Genomic DNA, 23,484 nt, shown 5'->3' with positions numbered 1-23,484 from the left:
AGGTGCTTGAGCTGCTGGTCTGCTTCACCTTTCAGAAATACTAAAATCATGAGCTGTGTAAATCCGATTTTTTCCTAACCGGAAGACATGATGATCATGTTTAACAATGATACCAACTACTTTTTATTCTATATGTCATGTCGAAATATATTGAGCTATTTGCCATCTGTGAGTGGCGAATAACCATATTAGACAATGAATATTAGAATATTCTGGTTAAAACCTTTCTATTCCATTATCCTCTTCATTTCTGGAACTAATATCTTGTTCGCCAAAAAATTGGCGGTATTTTTTGCCCAAATCACATATTCATATGAAAAAAATAATCAGTGTTACATTCTCTGTCGTCCTAATGCTGGTCGTTGGCAACTATTTTCTCTGGCAGATGGAGAAGACAACAGATGCTGCAACTAAGCAGCAGACTGAAGTCAGTTTCTCTGAGCAAGGATTGGTCAGCGAAGATTATACGGTTGATAAGCTCAATTCTCAGGTCAGTGTAAAGCAGTTAAGAAAGCTTGTTCTCCAGGATGAACAAATCATGCTGCAAGAAGAGCAGACCTCAACTCCGCAAGAAAAAGATGATTATGATCTCAATCAACTGAATGAAGAAATTTCCTCATTACAACAATATTTGAATAAGGAAGAATAATGCGTCAGTTCATGTTGGCTTTTCTCACGCTATTTACCTCTGTTTCATACGCCACGACGGTCGGAACTTTACCCGGTGAGCTTTTGGTGGATTCAGGTGCGGCGATGTATCAAATTCCGTTGCAATTGCCCGAAGGGCGCGGTGGAAACACGCCCCAGCTGACGATTTCTTATAGCAGCCAAGGAGCAGGATACAGTTCGTTAGGCCCTGGCTTTTCCTTATCTGGATTAAGTGTGATTACGCGATGCGGTTCAACCTTTGGCACGGATGGTTTTGCGCGTTCCCCGAATTATACATATGAGGATAATTTCTGTCTGGACGGCTCACGCCTGATATCCGTGTCTGGTCAGCGGGGACGGAGTGGATCGCGTTATCAAACGGAAATTGATCAGTACAGTCAGATCACGCTTGTTGGAGATACATTAGGTAGCAGCAGTAAATTTGTCGTCAAAACTAAGTCTGGTGATGTATTAACCTATACAAATGACGCTGAAAAATCTGCCTGGTTACTGACTGAATCCACCGATACGAATAACAAAAATATCATTCAGTACAGATATACTGCGAACAATCTGATTCACAAAATTACTTATGATGTCTTCAGTATTGATTTTGCTTATCAGAATCTCACAAGTTCTGTCCAAAATGGTGTGCTTGCGAAAGTTAATGGCAAAGTTAAGAGTCAATATGAAAAACTGAATAAAGTCACTGTCTCAGTTAATGGGAAGCTGAAAAACTATTATCAATTGACATACACTGGCGATGATTTTAAAACAAACACACCCGCACGTCTCACAGCAGTTCAATACTGTAATCGTAATAGTGAGTGTTTGCCGAAAACGAGTTTTCACTGGAAAAACAATACTGCATTCCGCTTAAATGAATCAATAGCAATCACAATGCAGAGATGGTCATCTAATGGATTATCAGAAGGTGCCTGGGTCGATGTGGATGCAGATAAAAAGCTCGATTACTGTCAGAAGTTTTACCGAAGTACAACTGATGACCCATTTGGTTTTCATGCCAAGCAGCTTATATGTAATCTGGGTAACGGCAAAACATTGGCTCATCCGTTTAAGTATAAAGATGCGAGTGAAAGCTGGTGGTTGGATGTTAATAATGATGGTAAAACAGAATACTGCCAACTTGAAAAAAATAATTTGCATTGTCTAAATCTGTCTGCAAATGGTCTTGATCATTTTTCAATGTACATAGGAAATTGGGGAACGGATCGGGAAAGACGTTGGTGGCTTGATCTGAATGGTGACAGTAGAGTTGATTTTTGTCGTAGTGATGGCAGTTTACTTCGTTGCAGTATCAATAAAGATGGACGATCCTTCTACGAGAAAAATTTCAATATTTCAAACTGGGGTGACATCAAAAGAACCTGGTGGAGTGATGTTGATGGGAATGGCTTTCAGGATTATTGTCGTTCTGTAAGTGATGCTGGTCATGGCGGTACACTAAGATGTGATCTCTTTAATGGTGATAGAATTTTCGCCACAAAAGATTTTCATATCGATGACTGGGGCTATGATGATCGTCGTTGGTGGACGGATGTTAATGGTGATGGTGCCAGTGATTATTGCCGTGCCGTAGGCGATAAATCAGGCGCAAATAGCAGAATGCGTTGCTCGCTGGGCTCAGTTGGTAAAGTGAGTGAGCTAAAGACTGGTTTTGAAGTATCGGGTGTTGACTGGGGTTATAGCGATAAGCGTTGGTGGGTAGACTTCAATAAAGATGGTAAGCCTGACTACTGTCGAGCTGTCGGTGACAAGCATAATACTTACATGCGCTGCTCAACGATGGGTGGTAAAAATATCTGGGTAGATTATACATTCAGCGTTGATGATTGGGGCTATAAAGATCATCACTGGCTTCGGGATACGAATAGTAATGGTAACGTTGAATATTGTCGCCATGTGGGTGATAAAAATAATGGCTATATTCGGTGTAGCGAAAATACAACGATTAAACCATCACCGAACTTATTTTCAGGTGTAAATAATGGTTTGGGTCATCACTCATCTGTTTCTTTTACAACCTTATTTGATAGCCGTGTCTATCATAAAGACGCGTTATATCCTGGTGATAATCGTAAACTTAATAATAAGTTTCCAAAACTGAATGCTTACGGTCCAATGCATGTTGTGCAACAGCTTAAATCCGAAAATGGAGCTGGCACAAATATATTTAACACTTATGATTTCACCTATGGCTCTGCAAGTTATGATTTGCTCGGTCATGGTTTCTCCGGATTTAAGTGGATACAACAGAAAGAGAAGAATAATGACCAACTCACTCGTGTTCGTGAAACCTATTACAATACTGAATTTCCATTCAATGGTACGGTCAAAGAAAGCCGTGAATATTATGGGAATAAATCTGTATTATTGAATCAAAGTCAAACTGAGTTTGAGAGTTCGGTTGCTCTGACTGCATCACATTACGATCAGCAGATTGCCGAGACAGTTAGCCTCAGCCCGTTATTTGGCAAAGTTGAAATTTTGTCGGCTGCTGAAACGAATCGATATGAGTTGCATCAGGTGAACGGAAAGAGTTACTTGAAAGCACCGGATAAATTTATTCCAATTCATGGCGAAGCTTTCATTCCGATCGTTATTCCGTCAAATGAGTACTATGAATTTAATAAAACCGGCGCCTATTCATATGATCAAAATGGTAATCCAAAACATTTAGCAACTGTTCGAAGTTTGTCCTCGGCAGAAATTAATTCAATTAAGCCTCATATTAAAGGGCGTTCAAATTCAATCTATGAGATTTCTAAGGCGGGCACTGTATCAAATGGTAATCAGTACCAAATCTTAACGAGAACAGCGAACAGAGTGACGACGGCTCGTGTTTACCAAGTTGAACAGAAAAAAACGACGGAACAGAGTTATGATCTGAGCGGCCAGCTCGTTTCTACTGTGGTCACTGAGAATAATGACATCGATAAATTTGGTAATGTGGGTACTGTGACAGTGTCGACCACAGCAAAGAACCCGGTGACGCTGGCACAGGAAACGTTCACGAAACAAACGCATAGTGTTTATCAAAACGATACCACGAAATGGCTCTTAGGCCGTTTGATGTCATCTGAAGTGACGCATACAGCGCCACAAGGCGTTGAAGTCCGAAAGGCGTCGTTTGAGTATGATGCGGCAACCGGGTTGTTGGTGAAAGAAGTTTCTGCGGCCGGAAGCCCGTTTGCACTGACGAAGCTATATCACCGAAATGATGAAGGTGTGGTGGAATCAACGCAAGTGAACGGGTATGCCGGCAGGGAGGGGATTTCTCAGCGCACATCTCAGGTGAAGACGGTTTACGCCGGTGATATTGTGACGGTTGTGAATACCAATACGCTGGGCCAGTCGTCGATTCAAACGATTGATCGCTACAACGATCTTGTCACCGTGAAAGACAGCAATGGATTAGTTGCATCGACACAGTACGATAGTTTTGGTCGTGAAGTGAAGACGGAGGCCTTGAAAGGCACGGCTTCTCAGCGCAATTCAACCATTGATTACCTTCCGGCGAGCCATGCTCAGTGCAGCTCGCTCAAACCAAACAATCAGACTGTTTACTGTGTGGTGACTAAAACTGATGGTGGTGGTGAAGCGAAGCAATTTTTTGATCAGTTTCAACGTGAATGGCGGTCGGCAACGCTGGCTGTGGGAGGAAAACGCTGGATCCTGAAAGATACCTTTTACAACACCAAAAATCAGATTGTGAAAGTCAGCCGCCCTTATTATCAGGGCGATACACCACAATATTCGAATACGACCTATGATGCGTTGGGCCGTCTTCACTCTGTCTCGGAGCCGGGTCCTGCCGGGAAAGGGGATGTGTACGCCTCTTATGCTTATGCGCCGATGACGGTGACTGAAACGGATGCACTTGGCCGGAAGAAAACAACCTTTACCAATGCGATAGGATGGGTGATCCGGGTCGATCAACCGCTCTCTGCCAGCGTCATCAATGAATACACACCGACAGGTAAGCTAGCCAAAGCGACGGGTGCTGGTGGTGCTGTCATTACCAATACCTATGATGACCTCGGGAATAAAACATCCACTCAGGATCCTGATTTAGGCTTCTGGCGCTATGAATACGATGCGTTCGGAAATCTGCTGAAACAAACGGATGCCAAAGGGCAAAGCGTTGCGATGCAATATGACGCGCTGAACCGGATGGTGAAGCGGATCGACGAAAAGCGGATTGTTGAAAATCAGCAACCGAAAAGTGTGTTGACTGAAAGTAAATGGTATTACGACAGTCATGGCGGGGAAACCTGGCAGGGGGCGCTGATTCGTTCAGAGTCACCGGGTTACTTAAAGAAACTGAGTTATACGAGCCTTGGTCAACTGCACAGAGAGGAAATCTTGACTGCTGATCATACGTTCACACGTGAGTTTGCGTATGACAAGTTTGGCCGGGTTGTGAAGGATGTCCGCCCGAATAACTTCACACTTGAACATGAATATGACGCCATCACTGGTGTGATGACTGGTGTTTCTGGTGCGCCAAGTCAGTTCAAGCTGGACTTTAGTCCCACAGAATACAAACAGGTGATTCAACCGCTGCTGGCGGAGGCACTGGCGAAAGCATCTGATTATGTTCATAAGTCGAAAGAGCTGCAACATCAGGCGGTGACTTACAGCCAACGCCGTGAGGAATATGAGTGGCTGCTGGATCAGGTGAAGAATATCAGTGGCGGGACTTCGGATATCTCTAGTCAGGTCAGTCATAAAACGCTGTCGGTATACCGGGATGCACTAGGTGATCTGTATCTGGAAGTGCCGGATACTTTTCTTCTGATTCACAATGACGTCAGCATTCCGGTGATCACACCACCGGCTTATCATTTGAAACTGGTTGGTGAACAATTAAGCAAAGTCAGCCTGTCTGAGTGGGCGACTAAAGTCTCAGGTCTGACAGCGACCGGAGAAACCGCATTCTTTGGTGATTATAACAATGATGGTGTTTACGATCTGACCCGTTTGGGGATCAGCAAATCCATGCCTCAAATTTACGACAGTCTGGTCAGCAAATACTTCCAGCGTCTGAATCAGCTGGCTGCAGAAATCCAGCGTTTAGAGTATGTGGAAGAACATACCCGCATGCAGGCAACAACGTATGCGTCTGCAGCGGCGCAACTGGTGACACTGACCAAACAAACCATGCTGGTGGCATCACGTTATGAGGACCTGGGTGAGCAGAACCAGATTCAATATGCTCAGCTCGCAGAGCTGACCGAGAAGCAAATCAATCAGAACCGGATTTACTACTGGAAACTGAACAGTCTGGATGCTGAAGGTCGGATTACCGCTGAAACCTATGGTAACGGCTTATTCAACCAGTACGACTATAACGAAGGGAATGGGCAGCTACAGAATATTTCTACCCACCAGGGGAAAACAGCAAAACGTCTGTTGCACTATCGTTACGATGCTTTGGACAACGTGACACTGCGTGAAGACGTGATCACCGGGATTTCCGAGTCATACACCTACGATGCGATGGATCGGCTGAAGACCAATAAAATCATTGATATACTGGGCGTAAACCGTGACAACCCGTTGTTTAACAAAACTTACCGTGTTGACTATGACGTCAATGGCAATATCACGTATAAATCGGGTGTGGGTCAGTATGCGTATCAGGATAAACAGCATGTTCATGCGGTGACTCAAGCTGGCGAGCGAACTTATATCTATGATCTGAATGGCAATATGCTGGAAGGTGATGGTCGTGTCTTTGAATGGAGCAGTTTTAATAAGCCAACCAAAATTACCCGCGGCAATCGCTGGGCAGCCTTCAGTTATGGTCCGGACAGGGCGCGTTTCCTGAAAACCAATCATCAAGGAGACAAAACCTGGTATCTGGGTAAAGCCTACGAGCGGATTGACTACAGTAACGGTGATGTTGAACACAAGCAGTTCATTAGTGCTGGCGGCAAACTGGTCGCGCTCAATATCGACAAGAAAATCACCAAAAACGGTACAGAAGCATCTGTCGACAGGCAGTTGCGTTACTTCCATAGCGACGCACTCGGCAGTGCTGATCTGATTACCGACATCTGGGGCAATGTGGTTGATCGCCGAAACTTTGATGCCTGGGGGAAAGAGCGCGATGTTGTCTGGGAAAGCGACCAGACATTTGTTCAGCAGGCATTGCTGACCAACCGGGGTTATACCGGTCATGAGCAAGTTGATGAAGTCAACCTGATCCACATGAACGGCCGAATGTATGACGCGACGCTGGGCCGTTTTGTCAGTGCTGATTCTTTCATTCAGGCACCGAACAATAGTCAGTCGTTCAATCGCTATAGTTATGTGCTGAACAACCCGATGAAGTATACCGACCCAAGTGGTCATTTCTTTAAGAAATTGTTTAAAGAAATTGGCCGATTTATGGACAAGTATGCAGTTGCGATTGTACAAATTGCTTTGATTGCTTTAGCAACAGCGGCAAATCCAATGGCTGGTGTTGCTATGGCAACAATGTTTGGTTATGCACGAGGCGGTTTCAGGGGAGCTATGACAGCCTTTTTAACGAGTTTAATGTTTATAGGTATTGGTAATACATTTACAAACATTAGTTCTGCAATTGGGTATACAGCCAAAACGCTTGTACACGGAATTGCAGGAGGGGTTTCATCTGTGATGAGCGGCGGTAAGTTTGGTGATGGTTTCTGGTCAGCAGCTGTTACACAGGCGTTTGCGCCAGACATCAGTTCGATGATACCTGGAGAAAGTGGATTGGCTATGTTTGGAAGAGTTTCAATTGCAGCAGTCATAGGTGGGACAGGTTCAAGATTAAGTGGAGGAAAGTTTGAGAATGGTGCTGTGACGGGGGCGTTTTCGAGGTTGTTTAATGATGAACTTCATCATAAATGGAGACGCGCGTGGACAAGAGATCCTTCGATAAGCACTTTCACGGCTCAGCAAATGACTTGTGATATCTCTGTGTCATTTTGTAGAAAAACTATTGCTTTTTTTGGGGAGCAGTATGGGCTTATATCGATGAATGATCTTCCCGATTACTATACGTCCCCATTAAAATCGAGATATTTATCAATGAATGTGTCGGCTCTTGCTATAGAAAATCAGTACAAGTATGCTGCAAACAATTTAACAGGTAATACGGATCATAATGACATCTTTTTCTCTGTTACAGGTAGTATGGATCGGTTAAGTTTTTCATCAGGTATTGGTGGTCTTGCTGGAGGAGTTAATACTATTAGCACATTGAATAATGTCAGTAATTTTCTGGGTGATTTATCAATAAATTCTCTGAAAACACATTTAGTATTGAATTATAAACAGCAGTATATAAATTCCGCTGAAAGAAGATGGTGGTATCGTGGTGAATAGGAATGTTAAAATACTGTTGGCTTTTATTTTACTCCTAACTTCTTGCGGCATTATTGCCGCAAGTAATTGTCCCGTTAATATAGGAGTGCAAATGAATGAATATGTTAAATATGATAAATTGACTGAGATGAGTCTGTTAGATGTTAGGGACAGATATAAGTTAAAAAGTTTTACTTTTGAAGGGGAGAAATTGCAGCTTCCAATAAATGAACAAGCAAAGTTAAAGTTAGAATCTTCTTTAAGTGCTGGGAATGAATTTTATCTGGTTGAGGATTTTGGCAGTTTATGGATTGTTGATTTTCAGAAGATGTTTTATTTTTGTAACTTCGATGAATTTAATTGGGCGTCGTTTTTAGATTTGGTTGTTACAAAATCTAGTAACGATGATGTATTAAAACAAATTGCAAGTCATATTAGGTTGGCGCTGAGTGGGAATTATGAGCTTATTATCCCGAAAGATAGTGATTTTATCATCTATGACAGTGGGGGAAAAATAGCAATTGTTTATATAACAATTGATAGTAAGATGATTGTTTTTAATAATTTCCAATAGTAAAGTTGGAGTCTTTAAATGCATGAAAGACTCCTTTTAAATGAATTGTAAGGACAGACACAATTCATAGTGGATTTTATTTGACCGTTAGAACTTTGATGCTTGGGGTAAAGAGCGTGATTTTGTCTGGGAAACCGACAAGTCGTTCGTTCAGCAGGCATTGCTGACCAACCGGGGTTATACCTGTCATGAGCAGGTTGATGAAGTGGATCTGATCCACATGAACGGCCGGATGTATGATGCGACGCTGGGCTGTTTTGTCAGCGCAGACACCTTTATTCTGGCACCGAACAATAGCCAGTCGTTCAATCGCTATAGTTATGTGCTGAACAACCCGATGAAGTATACCGACCCAAGTGGTCATTTCTTTAAGAAATTGTTTAAAGAAATTGGCCGATTTATGGACAAGTATGCAGTTGCGATTGTACAAATTGCTTTGATTGCTTTAGCAACAGCGGCAAATCCAATGGCTGGTGTTGCTATGGCAACAATGTTTGGTTATGCACGAGGCGGTTTCAGGGGAGCTATGACAGCCTTTTTAACGAGTTTAATGTTTATAGGTATTGGTAATACATTTACAAACATTAGTTCTGCAATTGGGTATACAGCCAAAACGCTTGTACACGGAATTGCAGGAGGGGTTTCATCTGTGATGAGCGGCGGTAAGTTTGGTGATGGTTTCTGGTCAGCAGCTGTTACACAGGCGTTTGCGCCAGACATCAGTTCGATGATACCTGGAGAAAGTGGATTGGCTATGTTTGGAAGAGTTTCAATTGCAGCAGTCATAGGTGGGACAGGTTCAAGATTAAGTGGAGGAAAGTTTGAGAATGGTGCTGTGACGGGGGCGTTTTCAAGGTTGTTTAATGATGAGATTCATCGTGGACAAAAAGATGCTACGAATTCTGCGCAAAGCCAAGGCAATAATCCATTGAGTGTTGTTGGTGATGTGATAGGAAAAATATGGGCGCTTCCTAATACCATTATTGGCGCAATTTATGGAGGAGTAGACCATATTGTTGGAGAAGTTGGTTACGTCTTTGGATTGTACGATGTTAGTCCAAGTATCACTTTCGGCAACAATGCTATTCAGTTCATAGATAATCCTTTCACCCTTTCCAAAACGGCAATTACATTGGGAAATACCATTTCATATGGCAGAGGTACTGGGCCGTCACAGTATGGTTCGTATGGGGATGACAGTGTTCAAATTGGATTACACGAGAAAGCTCATACATATCAATATCAGGCGCTAGGGCCGCTATTTTTACCGACATATTTTATTGGAGGAGGAATATCTGGTCCGTCAGGAAATCCCTTTGAGAATGCAGCCCAAAATTATGGAAGGGGTAATGGAGGTTGGTGGCCATGGTAAAAAGAATGATGTCCTTACTATTGATCTGTGCTGTGCTACTTGGTTGCGATAGCTTCCCTGGGCCAACGCTCAGAAATGAGTTTCCTACTGAAATAAAAGTCTCGATCATATATGGCGATGGGACAAAATATTCAGAGACATGGCCATCATGTCGAACAGTTTCTGTAGGGGCTTCGGAGCTTGGAAGATTTGGCGCAAGATCAAAAGAGGTTGGTATCGACCGGATAGTTGTTGAGGTTGAAAACAAAGTTGAGATTAACCTGAATAAGGAAGCGATAGATAAGCTCTTGGAAAGATCGACTAAGGAAAAGGGGTATCTGGTCTGGGTTTTAGATGGTTCTGGTATCCATTTTTCTACGCATAGGGAATGTTCTTTGAACCAAGGCGGACAATGATCCGCCGAGTTGTGAGGACAGACATTTGAAATATCGCTGGAAGTGTACCTTCTATAATCAACTGGATAGGAATTCAGCTGTTTAGTCTGCCCACTTCTCCTTTAGCGAGACAACTCAAAATTAGAGGTTTCCAGTTGCCTCCGGTATTCAGCCGGAGGCATATTTCCTAAGCTCTTGTGTGTGCGTTCTTCGTTGTAATCTCGCATCCATATCCCGAACATGCTCAAGTGATTCGAACAAATAGGTATTTAAGAATTCGCGGCGAATTGATGATGTATTGTTTTAATTATGTTTATTGTTATTCATTCATTTTGTGATTCTTTGCTAGCGCGCCTCATATGAATCGATCATCCCTTGCAAACAGGACTTTGGATGCCAGCTGAGTGTGTGTATGATATCCTGATAAAGAGTCAAAAAATAAAATTTACCACTAATTATTTGTTGGTTTGGTAAATAGTGTGATCGTCTTTTCTCAAATTTTTAAAGATATATCCGATGTGACAGGGCAGAGGTGAGGTTTTTCATTTTTATTGAGGGGATTGAGATCGTGAATTGTGGTGCAAATACAAGCAAAAGAAGTAATGTTCATGGATATGTTGTTGATTTTTCCGTCCATGATGCTGATTTGGGGACAACTGGCACTGACACTTTTGGTGATCGGTGTTGTGATGTTGTTTGTCAGTTATTATCCTTGGTTTCATAAGTTTTTTCGTTTAGATGGTGCGAAACGCTATCTGCATCTGATCTTATGGGGAAGCTTGTTTCTGGCTGCAATATCCCATATGTTTCCCGATTTTAAAGTTTATTTCATCACGATTTGGGCTGCCATGTATGTCTTGATGAGTGCCAGATATTCTGAGAGATGGAAGAAGGGCCATCATTGATGGCCCTGGTTTTGGATGGCTCTAATTTTTATCGTTATGATGACATTACTCTACGACTTCTACTTCGTCAGGAACCAGGTTGGCGGCTTTAACTCCGGCGATGGCGCAGAACTCATCGAGTTCTGATAAATCGCCGCTGATACCGACAGCACCGAGCAGGCACTTGTCGCTTCCGCGAATGAGGACTCCGCCGGGGACGGGCAGCAGGTTGCCTTCCGCAAGGACATTTACAGCCGACATGAATGCCGGACGTTGCTGGGCATCAATCGCCAGCTTGCGCGAAGAACAACCGAGCGCCAGGGCGCCCCAGGCTTTGGCTATCGCAATTTCAGGACGTAACATGCTGGAGCCGTCCTGGCGTTGCAGGGAAATCAGTTTACCGCCACTGTCGAGTACCGCGACGGTCAGGGGTGCAGCACCTTTGGTCAGGGCAGTGCTGAACGCGCCCTTGGTAATTACCAGTGCATCTTCCAATGTTAAGCTCATAGTGATCCCTCCGATCAAGAATTAACTGACAAAACAATTCTTTTTGATTCAAACGGCAGTCCGCAGGAACTGCCGGGTATTCTGTTCTCTGTGCCACCAATCCATGCTCGGTGAGCGGTTTGACTCCGAAACTTTCTGGTTCCGGTGTCATCTGCTTACCGCCCCGGGATGTTTCCCTGAGCAGATCCTTAACCCACCAGCAGCGGATAGCTCGGCAGGGTCAGGAAAGGGGCAAATTCGTCTGATGTCGACAGCACATCAAACAGTTGTGCCGCATCATCAAAACGTCGGTTCTGACTATTGTTGTCCAGCTCAAACTTCAGGCTGTCGACTTCCTGCTGCAGCCATTGGCGGAATAATTCCGAGGTGAACAGCTGACCGTCATCCAGCGTGACGCCATGGTGAATCCACTGCCAGATATTGGCGCGAGAGATTTCCGCTGTGGCTGCATCTTCCATCAGGCCGTGAATCGGCACACATCCCAGACCCCGAATCCAGGCTTCGATATACAGCAGCGCAATCCGGATGTTTTTCCGCACTCCGGCTTCATTGCGGTGACCTTCACAAGGGGCCAGCAGATCGTCGGCGGTGATGTCATTGGCAGCAGGCGGCAGATAATCCAGCTGATTTGGTTTTCCGCCAAGGCGCTGGTTGAAAACCGTCATGGCGGTATCGACCAGACCGGGGTGGGCGACCCAGGTACCGTCGTGGCCGTTTGAGGATTCACGTTCTTTATCCTCAATCACTTTCTCGAGAACCTGTTTCATTTCTTCCGGATCTTTGCTCGGAATAAAGGCAGACATGCCGCCCATGGCCAGTGCACCGCGCTGGTGACAGGTGGCGATCAGCAGCTGGCTGTAAGCTGTCAGGAATGGCTGGGCCATGGTCACATCGTGACGGTCCGGCAGGATACGGTCTTTGTGCTGCTTCAGCGTTTTGATGTAACTGAAGATGTAATCCCAGCGGCCACAGTTCATCGCAACAATGTAGTCGCGCATGGCATAAAGAATTTCGTCCATTTCGAAAACGGCCGGCAGGGTTTCAATCAGTACCGTCGCTTTAATCGTACCGGTTTCTGCACCGAAATAGTTTTCGGTGAAACGGAATACATCGGCCCACCAGGCACCTTCTTCCATGGATTCCAGTTTTGGCAGGTAATAGTAAACGCCCAGCCCTTTTGCTGCGCGGGACTGGTAGTTATGAAAGAAGTACAGGCCGAAGTCCATCAGGCAGCCCGGAATGGCTTTTCCCTGAAACTGAATATGCTGTTCCGGCAGATGCAGTCCGCGAGGGCGGGCAATCAGCAGAGACGGATGGTCATTCAGGACATATTCTTTCTGACGGCTGTCGTCGAAATAACGCATTTCGCCGAGGTTCGCATCACGCAGGTTGATCTGGCCTTGCACCATGTTGTCCCAGCTTGGGGCAGTGGCATCCTCGAAACAACACATAAAGACTTTTGCACCGGAATTCAGCGCATTGATCACCATTTTACGATCTACCGGGCCGGTAATTTCTACCCGACGGTCCTGAAGAGGCTCAGGAATGCCGGCAATTTTCCAGCTCTTATCATTTCGGATATCTGCCGTGTCTGCACGAAATCCCGGCAGCTTGCCCTGGTCGAACTCTTGCTGCCGGACTTCACGGCGCGCCAGCAGCGAATCCAGACGGCCAGAGAACTGGCTGACCAGTGCTGTCAGGTAAGCCATGGCATCATCGCTCAGAATCGCCTGATATTCGGGTGACAGTGAATCAACGGCGAGCTGTAGGGATTCGGCTTGTGCCTCATGATGTTGTTGGGTATCCAATTGCGTCTCCTTAGAACAAACGGTCTATCGTTTTGTATACATCTTATAATTTTCCTATTATCTATACCCCATGAGCCCTCACGAGGTAAAGTGGTTTTTATCACTATGTAAAACTGATGTTGTTTTTCTGTGTCATTATTTTTGCTGATAACCTGATGTTTTAAAAAGAATAACTGACCTTGTTGTCTGTTAACTTTGTTTTAAATCGTGAAAGTCCCCTTGCGAAGATCATTTTTGTATGTCTAGAATACAATCATACACAACATTGTATACAATTATGCAGGAGGCACTATGGCGAAGATGAAGGCAATTGAAGCCGCCGTTGAAGTATTGAAAAAAGAAGGGGTTATTCAGGCATTTGGTGTACCGGGTGCAGCAATTAACCCAATGTATGCTGCACTGAAAAAGCTGGGTGGCATTGATCATGTTCTGGCTCGCCATGTAGAAGGTGCTTCTCATATGGCGGAAGGTTACACCCGAACCAATACAGGAAATATTGGTGTTTGTATCGGTACTTCCGGTCCTGCAGGAACCGATATGATCACAGGATTGTATTCGGCTTCGGCAGATTCCATTCCAATCTTATGTATCACAGGTCAGGCACCACGTGCCCGTCTGCACAAGGAAGACTTCCAGGCCGTTGATATCGAAAGTATTGCGAAGCCAGTGACCAAATGGGCGACGACAGTTCTGGAGCCTGCTCAGGTGCCACGTGCCTTCCAGCATGCTTTCCACCTGATGCGCTCAGGTCGTCCGGGGCCGGTTCTGATCGATCTGCCGCTGGATGTTCAGCTGGCTGAGATTGAATTCGATATCGACAGCTATGAACCGCTGGAACCTTACAAGCCAACGGCAAGCCGTGCCCAGGTTGAAAAAGCACTGTCGATGCTGAATGAAGCCGAGAAGCCACTGATTGTTTCCGGTGGCGGCGTGATTAACGCGGGTGCAGCCGATCTGTTACAACAGTTCGCTGAAATTACAGGTGTTCCTGTCATTCCGACCCTGATGGGCTGGGGTTCCATTCCGGATAACCATGAGCTGATGGCAGGTATGGTTGGTCTGCAGACTGCGCATCGCTACGGTAATGCGAGCATGCTGGCTTCTGATTTTGTCTTCGGGATTGGTAACCGCTGGGCGAACCGTCATACCGGTTCGGTGGATGTTTATACGCAGGGTCGCAAGTTCGTTCACATCGATATCGAACCGACTCAGATTGGTCGTGTTTTTTGTCCGGATCTGGGGATTGTTTCTGATGCCAAAGCAGCACTGGAACTCCTGGTTGACGTTGCCCGAGATATGAAGGCGCAGGGCAAGCTGGTTGACCGCAGTGCCTGGGTTGCTGAGTGCCAGGAACGCAAAGCAACGATGCTGCGTAAAACGCATTACACCGAAACACCGGTGAAGCCAATGCGTGTTTATGAAGAAATGAACAAAGTATTCGGCGAAGACACTTGCTATGTGAGCACCATCGGTTTGTCTCAGATTGCGGCAGCACAGTTCCTGCACGTTTACAAGCCGAATCACTGGATCAACTGTGGTCAGGCTGGCCCGCTGGGCTGGACCATTCCGGCTGCACTGGGTGTACGCGTGGCGGATCCGAACCGTCCGGTGGTTGCCCTGTCTGGTGACTACGACTTCCAGTTCATGATTGAAGAACTGGCGGCCGGTGCGCAGTTCAACCTGCCTTACATTCATGTTCTGGTGAACAACTCTTATCTGGGACTCATTCGTCAGGCACAGCGTCAGTTCGACATCGATTACTGTGTGCAGCTGGCGTTTGAAAACCAGAATGCCCCTGAACTGAATGGTTATGGTGTCGACCATGTTGCTGTGGTTGAAGGTCTGGGCTGTAAAGCGATTCGTGTCACGGATCCGGAGAACATTGCAGACGCCCTGCGTGAAGCTCAGGTGCTGATGAACAAGCACCAGGTTCCGGTTGTGGTTGAAGTGATTCTGGAACGTGTAACTAACATCGCCATGGGTGTCGAAATTGACGGCATCAATGAATTTGAAGCGCTGGCTGAAAGTCAGGACGATGCGCCAACAGCCATCACCTTCAATCAATAATTAACCACGAACAGCAAAAGGAATGTGACATGCCGAAATTAGCAGCAAACCTGTCCATGCTTTTTACGGAAGTACCTTTCATGGACCGTTTTGAAGTCGCCGCACAGGCGGGCTTCCGTGGGGTGGAATATTTGTTTCCGTACGCCTTCGAAGCCGATGCGATCAAAGCCAAACTGGATGCGTTTGGTCTGACTCAGGTGCTGTTCAATCTGCCTGCGGGTGATTGGAACGCCGGCGACCGTGGTATCGCGGTCGATCCCAAGCGCGTAGAAGAATTCCGTGCCGGTGTGCCGGAAGCCATTCGCTATGCGAAAGCGCTGAACTGTACTCAGGTGAACTGTCTGGCGGGGATTGTCCCTGCTGGTGTCACCCCGGGTCAGGCTGAAGCGACTTTTGTCGATAACCTGCGCTTTGCCGCAGCGGAATTGAAAAAAGCGGGCATCAATCTGGTGATTGAAGCAATCAACACCCGTGATATTCCGGGCTTTTTCCTGAACACCACCCGTCAGGGGCTGGACATCATTGAGAAAGTCGGCAGTGATAACCTGGATTTGCAATACGACATTTACCACATGCAAATCATGGAAGGGGATCTGGCAACAACGCTGAGCCGTGAGCTGGGACAAATCCGCCACGTCCAGCTGGCCGATAATCCGGGCCGCCATGAACCGGGCACAGGTGAAATTAACTATACCTTCATGTTTAAGCACCTGGACGAAATTGGCTACGAAGGCTGGGTTGGCTGCGAGTACAAACCGCAGACTACCACGGAAGAAGGCCTGGGCTGGCTGAAAGCATTCAATCAAATCTAAGGAGAGGATCATGACGACTATCGCATTCATCGGCACAGGTATCATGGGTAAACCGATGGCCGAAAACCTGCAAAAAGCAGGGCATCAACTGGTGTTTTCTGATCATTACAACGAAGCACCGGCAGATCTGGTCGCGAATGGCGCTCAGGTGGTGCATTCACCTAAAGCAGCGACAGAATTAGCGGATTACATCATCCTGATGGTGCCGAATACGCCGCAGGTCGAAGAAGTGCTGTTCGCAGAAAACGGTGTTGCTGCAGCCCTGGACGCCAGCAAAACTGTGATTGATATGAGTTCAATCTCGCCAATTGAAACAAAAACCTTCGCTGCCAAAATCAAAGAAACCGGTGCGGAATATCTGGATGCACCTGTCTCGGGTGGTGAAGTGGGCGCAATCAACGCAACGCTGACCATCATGGTAGGCGGAAGTGAAGAAGCCTTTGCTCAGGCAAAACCGCTGTTCGATGTGATGGGTCAGAACATCAATCTGGTGGGGGATAACGGTGCAGGTCAGGTCTGTAAAGTGGCGAACCAGATCATTGTTGCGCTGAACATTGAAGCGGTTGCTGAAGCACTGGTCTTTGCCTCGAAAGCGGGTGCTGATCCGGCCCGTGTCCGTGAAGCGCTGTTGGGTGGTTTTGCAAACTCAAAAGTGCTGGAAGTTCACGGTGAACGTATGGTGAAAGGAACTTTTGAACCAGGTTTCCGTATTCAGCTGCATCAGAAAGACCTGAATCTGGCACTGACTGGTGCTGAAGCACTGGGTGTGTCACTGCCGAATACCCGTTCTGCACAGAACCTGTTTGACGCCTGTGTCCAGCTGGGCGGTGAAGGCTGGGATCACTCGGCAATGATCCGTGCCATTGAAGAACTGGCGAATCACAGTATCCGTCAGTAATTTGCTGAATGACGGCACTTGGGTGACCGTCCCGGGGCGCAGCGACGGCTGTGGCTGCGTTCCGAACTTTTTGTCACATAACAGTTTTTGAGTCTCCTTTGGTTATGTGGTCCCGAAACCGCGGGTTGGATAAAAAGGAGTCGGCTGCTTGTCAGAGGTGGCTCGGCCGGCTCCGACCAGTTCCGAAAAAATGTGGGTGACAGTGACGGTTTCGGGTTTTTTCCCCTGGTGATCATACCGGGAGCAACTATGACGTGGAGCAAAACATGCACATGGAAACGCATGCATTTCTGACTGCACTGTTTAATCGTGCAGTAAAACAGGCCCTCCCCGGTGAGACCTTAAAGCAATTTCTGCCAGAAGATAAAACAGGCAAGGCCGTGGTGATTGGTGCCGGGAAGGCAGCAGCCTCAATGGCCAGAGCACTGGAAAGTGTCTGGGAAGGTGAGCTGGAAGGTTTGGTCGTGACCCGTTACGGACATACAACTGAATGTCAGCAAATTGAAGTCATCGAAGCGGCGCATCCGGTGCCGGACGATGCCGGGCGTGAAGTTGCAGAGCGGATCTTAAGTCTCGTTGAAGGACTGGATGAGAACGATCTGGTGATTTGTCTGCTGTCTGGTGGTGGCTCAGCCTTATTAAGCTTGCCTGCTCCCGGCATCACGTTCTCGCAGAAGCAGCAGATTAATAAAGCGCTGCTGAAATCAGGGGCTGCCATTGATGAGATGAATTGTGTTCGTAAACACCTGTCGGCTATTAAAGGCGGACGTCTGGCAAAAGCGGTCGCACCCGCCAGGTTGATCACGCTGGCTATCTCAGATGTGCCGGGTGACGAAGCGACTGTGATTGCATCAGGTCCGACGGTAGCTGACCCAACCACAAGTAAAGATGCGCTCGAAATTCTGAGCCGTTATCAGGTCAGTGTGCCCGATAGTGTGACCGACTGGCTGCACAGCCCGGAATCTGAAACGGTTAAACCGGGAGACGTCTGCCTGGCCCGTGCTTCTTTTGCGCTGATTGCCAGCCCGCAGCTGTCGCTGGAAGCGGCAGCCGATGAGGCGGGTCATTGGGGAATACCGGCACATATTTTGAGTGACTGCATCGAAGGTGAATCCCGTGACGTGGCGAAAGTACACGCGGCACTGGCAAAGCAAATTGCCGAGCGTGAACAGCCGTTCAGCGCGCCCTGTGTGCTGCTATCGGGTGGGGAAACCACGGTGACTGTTCGCGGGGAAGGCCGGGGAGGGCGAAACAGTGAGTTCCTGCTCAGCCTGTATCATGAGTTGCAGGGGCATCCGCAAATTTATGCGCTGGCGGCTGATACCGACGGAATTGATGGTGTGGAAGACAATGCCGGTGCGGTGTTAAATCCTCAAAGTTACCATCAGGGACAAGCATTAGAGCTCAATAGTCAGGATTATCTGGATAACAATGATGGATACACTTTCTTTAAACAATTGGATTCATTGTTAGCAACAGGTCCCACGTTAACGAATGTGAATGATTTTCGCGCCATCCTGATTCTTCCGAAGGAAGAATAAAGTAAGAAATTGACTCCTTGAGTTCAGTTGTAAGTTGTAAGAGGCAACGGTAGGCACAGTTTTCTTTGTCCTTGGAGACTGTGTGCCCTTTGGGAATAGTGTCAGCGGCACTATTCCTTTTTTTATGTCTGAAATTGGCTATCTACCCTCTATACTCATCTGCACTTCAGATCGCAATATCAGTCAGTACGAATTTTTGATACTGGCATGAAAGAAACCTAACGATTGCTAAAATCATACTGGGATATGTATACAATGCTAGATGTTTTTCTGTATGGTTTTACAGCGGACAAAATGTCCCAAGAAAGTTTGATTGCAGGAAAAGAGTGCCCAGAATAGGCACAAGCAGGTAGGTGGGAGCGTGCAGCAGCGACTTTATACAATACCGAACTGAACGAGAAGGCTGCATGCCCCACTGAAGAAAGTATAAGGCATGCGGTTATTGTATACAATGTTGTTTTGAAAATTAACCTGTATTGTTATCAATTTAGCGTCGTTTCAATACGACATCAGAAAACACGGCGTGTAAGTCACTGCTGATCGCTTCATCATCCAGAGCCAGTTTCGCGTTAATATGACCCAGGTGGTTACGCATCAGTGCGACAGCCTTTTCTTTTTCACCAGCCTCAATGGCATCCAGCAGCTGATTATGTTCATCAAATGAACACTGACCACGGTTTCCGACTTCATAAAGCGCGATGATTAATGATGTCTGTGAAACGATGCTGCGCTGGAAAGAAAGCAGAGGCGGGTTGTTCGCCATCGTGGCAAGCTGGATATGGAATTCACCGGACAAACGAATACCACGGCCGACATCACCCTGATCAAAAGCAGCATGCTCTTCTTCGACCAGTTTACGCAGGGTTGCGACTTGTTCACTGGTGGCGTGTTCAACTGCAAGTTCAGTGATGGCCAGTTCCAGCACTTCACGTGCTTTCAGAACTTGTCTGGCTTCTTCTACATTCGGTGCTGCGACCACCGCACCACGGTTCGGGCGAATTTTGACAATTTGCTCGACTGAAAGGCGCAGCAATGCACGGCGAATAATGGTCCGGCTGACACCAAAGATCTCACCCAGAGCTTCTTCATTGAGTTTTGTGTTTGGTGGCAGACGTTGTTCCAGAATGGCGTCAAAAATGTGGCCATAAACAATATCGTCCTGAGTTTGTGCCGTATTCTCAGGAAGGGACTTCTTTAGCGTCGACTTCTTTTTCACTGGCGTGGTCACTACTTCTCTCCTAAAGCTTCTCCAGCTGCTTCGTTATTGTATGCAATTGGAGGTAAAAAGCGAAATAACTTTTCAGAGTAAAATAAATATGAAAAGTAAGTATGAGTGCCAGCGGAATGTCAATCAGGGAGTGCCATAAACCAGAGGTATAGCACTCCACGGTTCACTGCTGTGGTGGGCTATCGGGCCGTCAGATTGTCAGTTGCGAAAATGTCGGCAAAATGAGGATAAACCTTTGAGGCGGTTTCCTGAATAAATTCAACGGGCATATCATCAAAACAACCGTGATATTTTACATACTCCATGTGTTTGCTGCCATCATTTGTCGCGGATTGCAAAATGGCATCATGATGGCCGTCAAATGCCAGCGGCTCAACATTGAACTTGTTACATAATTCTTTGTTAAACACGGGTGTTGCTTTCACCCATTTTTCATTCAGCAAGACTTCCGCATAGCCATGCAAGGCAAAATAATCGGTACCGAGCCATTCGACGAGTGCTGGCGTTGATAGGTGGTTGATCACATCAGCCAGTCCCAGGCGGGCCGGGATACCGTGCAAGCGGCAAAGCGCGACCATCAGTGCAGCTTTGGGGATACAATAGGCCTGGTTGTTTTGCAAACAGTAGCTGGCTTTCAAACTGGGTAAGCCATCCTTGAGTGTGTAGGGATTGTAAACAATCTCATCCCGGACCAGATTATAAATGCTGATCGCTTTTTCGACGGGTGTCGAACCTGTGACCTGACGACTGAACGCCTGAATGTCCGGGTGGAAGAAATCAAAGTATTCCGTTGCTGCTAAATGTGCTGCCGTGCTCATTGATCTTGATGTCCTTTCTGTTATTAGACTTTTAGATTAGAGCCTTAACTCTATTGTGGCGAATCCACGCATGGTTTTTTATCTCAATGCTTGAACTGATTCACACTCACCACTGCTTGATCTTCGTGGTACCAGATCTGATGATTAAGGTAATCGCGAGGTAAATACCATGGCATTGAAACAGCGGATGAACCGCACCCTCCAATTATGGCTCAATGATTTGTCGGACCGTGTCTCGACAAATGCAGTGCAATGGCAAGCCGGGCTCGGTGATTTCCTTGAATCCGGGTTGCCGCCTGCCCCAAGCGATTTGGTGATCGCGACCCTGAATGGTCTGATGGGGGATGGGCTGGCAGAGCGGCGAAGCCGTCTGGCTCAAACGATGGCATTCAGCAGTCAGATGATGCGCCTGAACCTGGATCCTGTGGCGCTTGCCGGGCAGTTGAAGGCACCTCAGCCGCGACTGGTGATTTGTGTTCATGGCTGGTGTATGAACGACAGCCAGTGGCAGCGGAAGTCACATGACCACGGAAGAGCGCTGGCTAAGTTTGGTTACACACCTGTTTATCTTCGCTATAACACCGGCAGGCATGTTTCAACAAACGGGGAAGAGTTTGCGCTGATGCTGGAGCAGCTGGTCGATATCTGGCCCTGTGAAGTGAAAGAGATTGTGTTGATTGCTCACAGCATGGGCGGGCTTGTCAGTCGCAGTGCCTGTTTTTATGCAAACCGGCATCAGGTGAAATGGATTCAGAAACTGGCCACTTTGATCACATTGGGCACACCGCACAACGGAGCTCCGCTGGCGCAGATGGCCCATTGGGTTGAAGAGCGTACTGCCGCGGTCCCTTATCTTCAGCCGTTTGCAACACTGGCCAGAATGCGAAGTGCCGGGAGTAAAGATCTTTGCCATGGGGCGATTCATCATGCGGCCTGGGAACGTCGTGTTCCGGATACAGGTCAGCTTCGTCCGCCGTTGCCAGATGGTGTCGCCTGCTTTGCGATCGCCGGCTGTCTTCGCAAGAATGTGCAGGATGCACGAAGCCGCCGGTTAGGTGACGGGCTGGTGCCGGTTGCCAGCGCACTGGGTGAAGCAACCGAACACCATTTGTCTTTAGAGTTTCCAGTGCAAAATCAATGGGTGTGTGGTGGTATGAATCATATGGGCTTGCTGACCGATCCCGGTGTTGCCCGTCGAGTGCAAGGCTGGGTGCTTGCCAATAGTCATTAATGTGCATATCGATGAAATCATTTTGTAGTCATGATTGAATCTGTTTATCCATGAAAAAAAATTGCCGTCATCAGTCATGGAATGATTTGAGTGCCGCAGAGCGAGTGTCTATAAAGCCCTCATCTTAGGTATACAGACGGACATGCCATGGATTTTGAAGCCATGATTGACACACTGCACACGCAAGGTTGGTGTGTATGGGATGACTTTCTTTCGGCCACTGAAGTGGATGCGTTGTATCAGTGCCTGCCGTCTGAGTGGTCTCAGGCGGGGATCGGACGTCAGGATGATCATGCACTGCTACATACTGTGCGCAGTGACAAGATCCATTGGTTGTCGGAAGATATGGGTCAGCCGGTCCGGGATTATCTGGAAAAGATGGAAATGATTCGCCAGGCTGCGAACCGATATCTTTATCTGGGGCTGTTCGAATATGAAGCACATTTTGCTAAATATGAGCCGGGCGATTTTTATCTGAAGCACCGGGACAGTTTTCGTGGCCGGGCGAACCGTAAACTGACCACTGTTTTCTACCTCAATCCGGAGGACTGGCAAGAGTCCGATGGGGGGGAACTGGTGATGTATCAGGATGACGACAGTTATTTAACACGACTGACACCCAAAGGGGGGCGGCTGGTGGTGTTCTTATCAGAAGATTTCCCGCACGAAGTATTACCCGCGAATCGTCAGCGATTCAGTATTGCTGGCTGGTTCAGGCTCAATGGCGTCAGTCACGGTACGCTGGATATTGCGCTGTAAACATCAATCAAGCCTGAGTGCAGGGATAGCAGCATAGAGATCGGCGTCAGGCTCCTGTAGTATGTTTTCTTGATTCTGATTCAACGAAGGATATATCCATGCAAGACGACGACATCATGACAGGCGAAATGCTGGTGGAAGCTGTCGAAAACCAGTTGGCCGACGGTAACCCGATCAAGGTGAAAGAGACTTTGATGCGTCTGGTGATGACCGGGACTCCAAGAGAAGAAGCGATTGAGATGATTGCTTGCGCCCTGTCTGTCGAAGTATTCGATGTTGCCAAAAACGATGGCGAGTTCAATCTCAAGCGATACTCAGAGCATCTGGATGCTTTACCTGAGATGCCCTGGGAAGACGACGTTTAAATTTCTGTAAAGCCTCGTCATCGTACGCCACCTTCGGGTGGCGTTGTTGTTTTTTATCCCGCTATTCTGCCTTCCTTAGTCAAATATTCCAGTTTCAGCTGGCGCATACCCCAAAATATTGGAATTTTATTCCGCCTTTTTCTGAACGGCAGCACGACTGCATTTATTTAGGATGTGAATATTATCAGTAAAGTTAAAAATTCTGATTTTGTGTGGTTATTTGGACTTTAAGGCCAGTT

General features: G+C 46.9%; 16 protein-coding genes and 2 pseudogenes. 13 read left to right on the top strand and 5 right to left on the bottom strand.

The window, feature by feature from the left end:
* The first annotated feature begins 313 nt into the window (after positions 1–313).
* From SPK40_RS05405 to SPK40_RS05385, 5 genes and pseudogenes are all read left to right on the top strand, one after another.
* Positions 314–649, top strand: coding sequence for a hypothetical protein (locus tag SPK40_RS05405; RefSeq protein ID WP_330959673.1), 336 nt, complete (start codon positions 314–316; stop codon positions 647–649).
* A complete protein-coding gene (locus tag SPK40_RS05400; protein ID WP_330959672.1) occupies positions 649–8,028 on the top strand; it encodes an RHS repeat-associated core domain-containing protein in 7,380 nt (2,459 codons plus the stop codon). Before SPK40_RS05405 ends, SPK40_RS05400 begins: the two co-directional genes overlap by 1 nt.
* Positions 8,021–8,581 (top strand): hypothetical protein, encoded by a 561-nt coding sequence (locus SPK40_RS05395; RefSeq protein ID WP_330959671.1) that lies wholly within the window; start codon positions 8,021–8,023, stop codon positions 8,579–8,581. The genes SPK40_RS05400 and SPK40_RS05395 overlap by 8 nt, the downstream gene beginning before the upstream one ends.
* A 112-nt stretch (positions 8,582–8,693) precedes the next feature.
* Positions 8,694–9,953, top strand: a pseudogene (locus SPK40_RS05390) (RHS repeat-associated core domain-containing protein); the annotation flags it as partial.
* Positions 9,941–10,348, top strand: coding sequence for a hypothetical protein (locus tag SPK40_RS05385; protein WP_330959670.1), 408 nt, complete (start codon positions 9,941–9,943; stop codon positions 10,346–10,348). The pseudogene SPK40_RS05390 and the gene SPK40_RS05385, both read left to right, overlap by 13 nt.
* A gap of 101 nt (positions 10,349–10,449) precedes the next feature.
* On the opposite strand, the pseudogene SPK40_RS05380 reads toward SPK40_RS05385, so the two are convergent.
* A pseudogene (locus SPK40_RS05380) lies at positions 10,450–10,618 on the bottom strand (integrase core domain-containing protein); the annotation flags it as partial.
* Between the two features lie 287 nt (positions 10,619–10,905).
* Between SPK40_RS05380 and SPK40_RS05375 the strand changes: the two are divergent.
* Complete coding sequence (locus tag SPK40_RS05375; RefSeq protein WP_330959669.1) at positions 10,906–11,232, top strand: hypothetical protein; 327 nt, start codon at positions 10,906–10,908, stop codon at positions 11,230–11,232.
* A gap of 45 nt (positions 11,233–11,277) precedes the next feature.
* Here SPK40_RS05375 and SPK40_RS05370 read toward each other — a convergent pair whose 3' ends face one another.
* Both SPK40_RS05370 and aceB read right to left on the bottom strand, forming a co-directional pair.
* The gene (locus SPK40_RS05370; protein WP_248139786.1) at positions 11,278–11,718 is read right to left on the bottom strand and encodes a GlcG/HbpS family heme-binding protein; all 441 of its coding nucleotides are present in this window, start codon (positions 11,716–11,718) and stop codon (positions 11,278–11,280) included.
* Positions 11,719–11,906: 188 nt separating this feature from the next.
* The gene (gene aceB / locus SPK40_RS05365) at positions 11,907–13,466 is read right to left on the bottom strand and encodes a malate synthase A (RefSeq protein WP_442957555.1); all 1,560 of its coding nucleotides are present in this window, start codon (positions 13,464–13,466) and stop codon (positions 11,907–11,909) included.
* A 351-nt stretch (positions 13,467–13,817) separates the two neighbouring features.
* Between aceB and gcl the strand changes: the two genes are divergently transcribed.
* From gcl to SPK40_RS05345, 4 genes are all read left to right on the top strand, one after another.
* Positions 13,818–15,593, top strand: coding sequence for a glyoxylate carboligase (gene gcl, locus SPK40_RS05360; protein ID WP_330959667.1), 1,776 nt, complete (start codon positions 13,818–13,820; stop codon positions 15,591–15,593).
* 29 nt (positions 15,594–15,622) lie between these two features.
* Positions 15,623–16,405 (top strand): hydroxypyruvate isomerase, encoded by a 783-nt coding sequence (gene hyi, locus SPK40_RS05355; protein WP_330959666.1) that lies wholly within the window; start codon positions 15,623–15,625, stop codon positions 16,403–16,405.
* Between the two features lie 10 nt (positions 16,406–16,415).
* A complete protein-coding gene (locus SPK40_RS05350; RefSeq protein WP_330959665.1) occupies positions 16,416–17,303 on the top strand; it encodes a 2-hydroxy-3-oxopropionate reductase in 888 nt (295 codons plus the stop codon).
* A gap of 266 nt (positions 17,304–17,569) precedes the next feature.
* On the top strand, positions 17,570–18,844 hold the full coding sequence (locus SPK40_RS05345; RefSeq protein ID WP_330959664.1) for a glycerate kinase type-2 family protein: 1,275 nt from the start codon (positions 17,570–17,572) through the stop codon (positions 18,842–18,844).
* Between the two features lie 487 nt (positions 18,845–19,331).
* Here the strand turns inward: SPK40_RS05345 and SPK40_RS05340 are convergent, their stop codons facing one another.
* Positions 19,332–20,072, bottom strand: coding sequence for a GntR family transcriptional regulator (locus SPK40_RS05340; protein ID WP_442957547.1), 741 nt, complete (start codon positions 20,070–20,072; stop codon positions 19,332–19,334).
* Positions 20,073–20,251: 179 nt separating this feature from the next.
* The gene (locus SPK40_RS05335; protein WP_248139791.1) at positions 20,252–20,890 is read right to left on the bottom strand and encodes a transglutaminase-like domain-containing protein; all 639 of its coding nucleotides are present in this window, start codon (positions 20,888–20,890) and stop codon (positions 20,252–20,254) included.
* A 169-nt stretch (positions 20,891–21,059) separates the two neighbouring features.
* Here SPK40_RS05335 and SPK40_RS05330 point away from each other — a divergent pair, with 169 nt between their 5' ends.
* From SPK40_RS05330 to SPK40_RS05320, 3 genes are all read left to right on the top strand, one after another.
* Positions 21,060–22,121 carry an esterase/lipase family protein gene (locus tag SPK40_RS05330; protein WP_330959663.1) on the top strand — a complete coding sequence of 354 codons (1,062 nt, stop codon included), beginning with the start codon at positions 21,060–21,062 and terminating at the stop codon, positions 22,119–22,121.
* 147 nt (positions 22,122–22,268) lie between these two features.
* Positions 22,269–22,880: a 2OG-Fe(II) oxygenase gene (locus tag SPK40_RS05325; protein WP_330959662.1), complete on the top strand. Its 612-nt coding sequence runs from the start codon at positions 22,269–22,271 to the stop codon at positions 22,878–22,880.
* Between the two features lie 98 nt (positions 22,881–22,978).
* Positions 22,979–23,245 carry a hypothetical protein gene (locus tag SPK40_RS05320; protein ID WP_248139794.1) on the top strand — a complete coding sequence of 89 codons (267 nt, stop codon included), beginning with the start codon at positions 22,979–22,981 and terminating at the stop codon, positions 23,243–23,245.
* The last annotated feature ends 239 nt before the right edge of the window (positions 23,246–23,484 follow it).

The sequence above is a fragment of the Photobacterium sp. 53610 genome (assembly GCF_036409375.1).
Classification (GTDB): domain Bacteria; phylum Pseudomonadota; class Gammaproteobacteria; order Enterobacterales; family Vibrionaceae; genus Photobacterium.
Note: the sequence above shows the minus strand (reverse complement) of the source record. Positions and strands in the feature narration are given on the sequence as shown.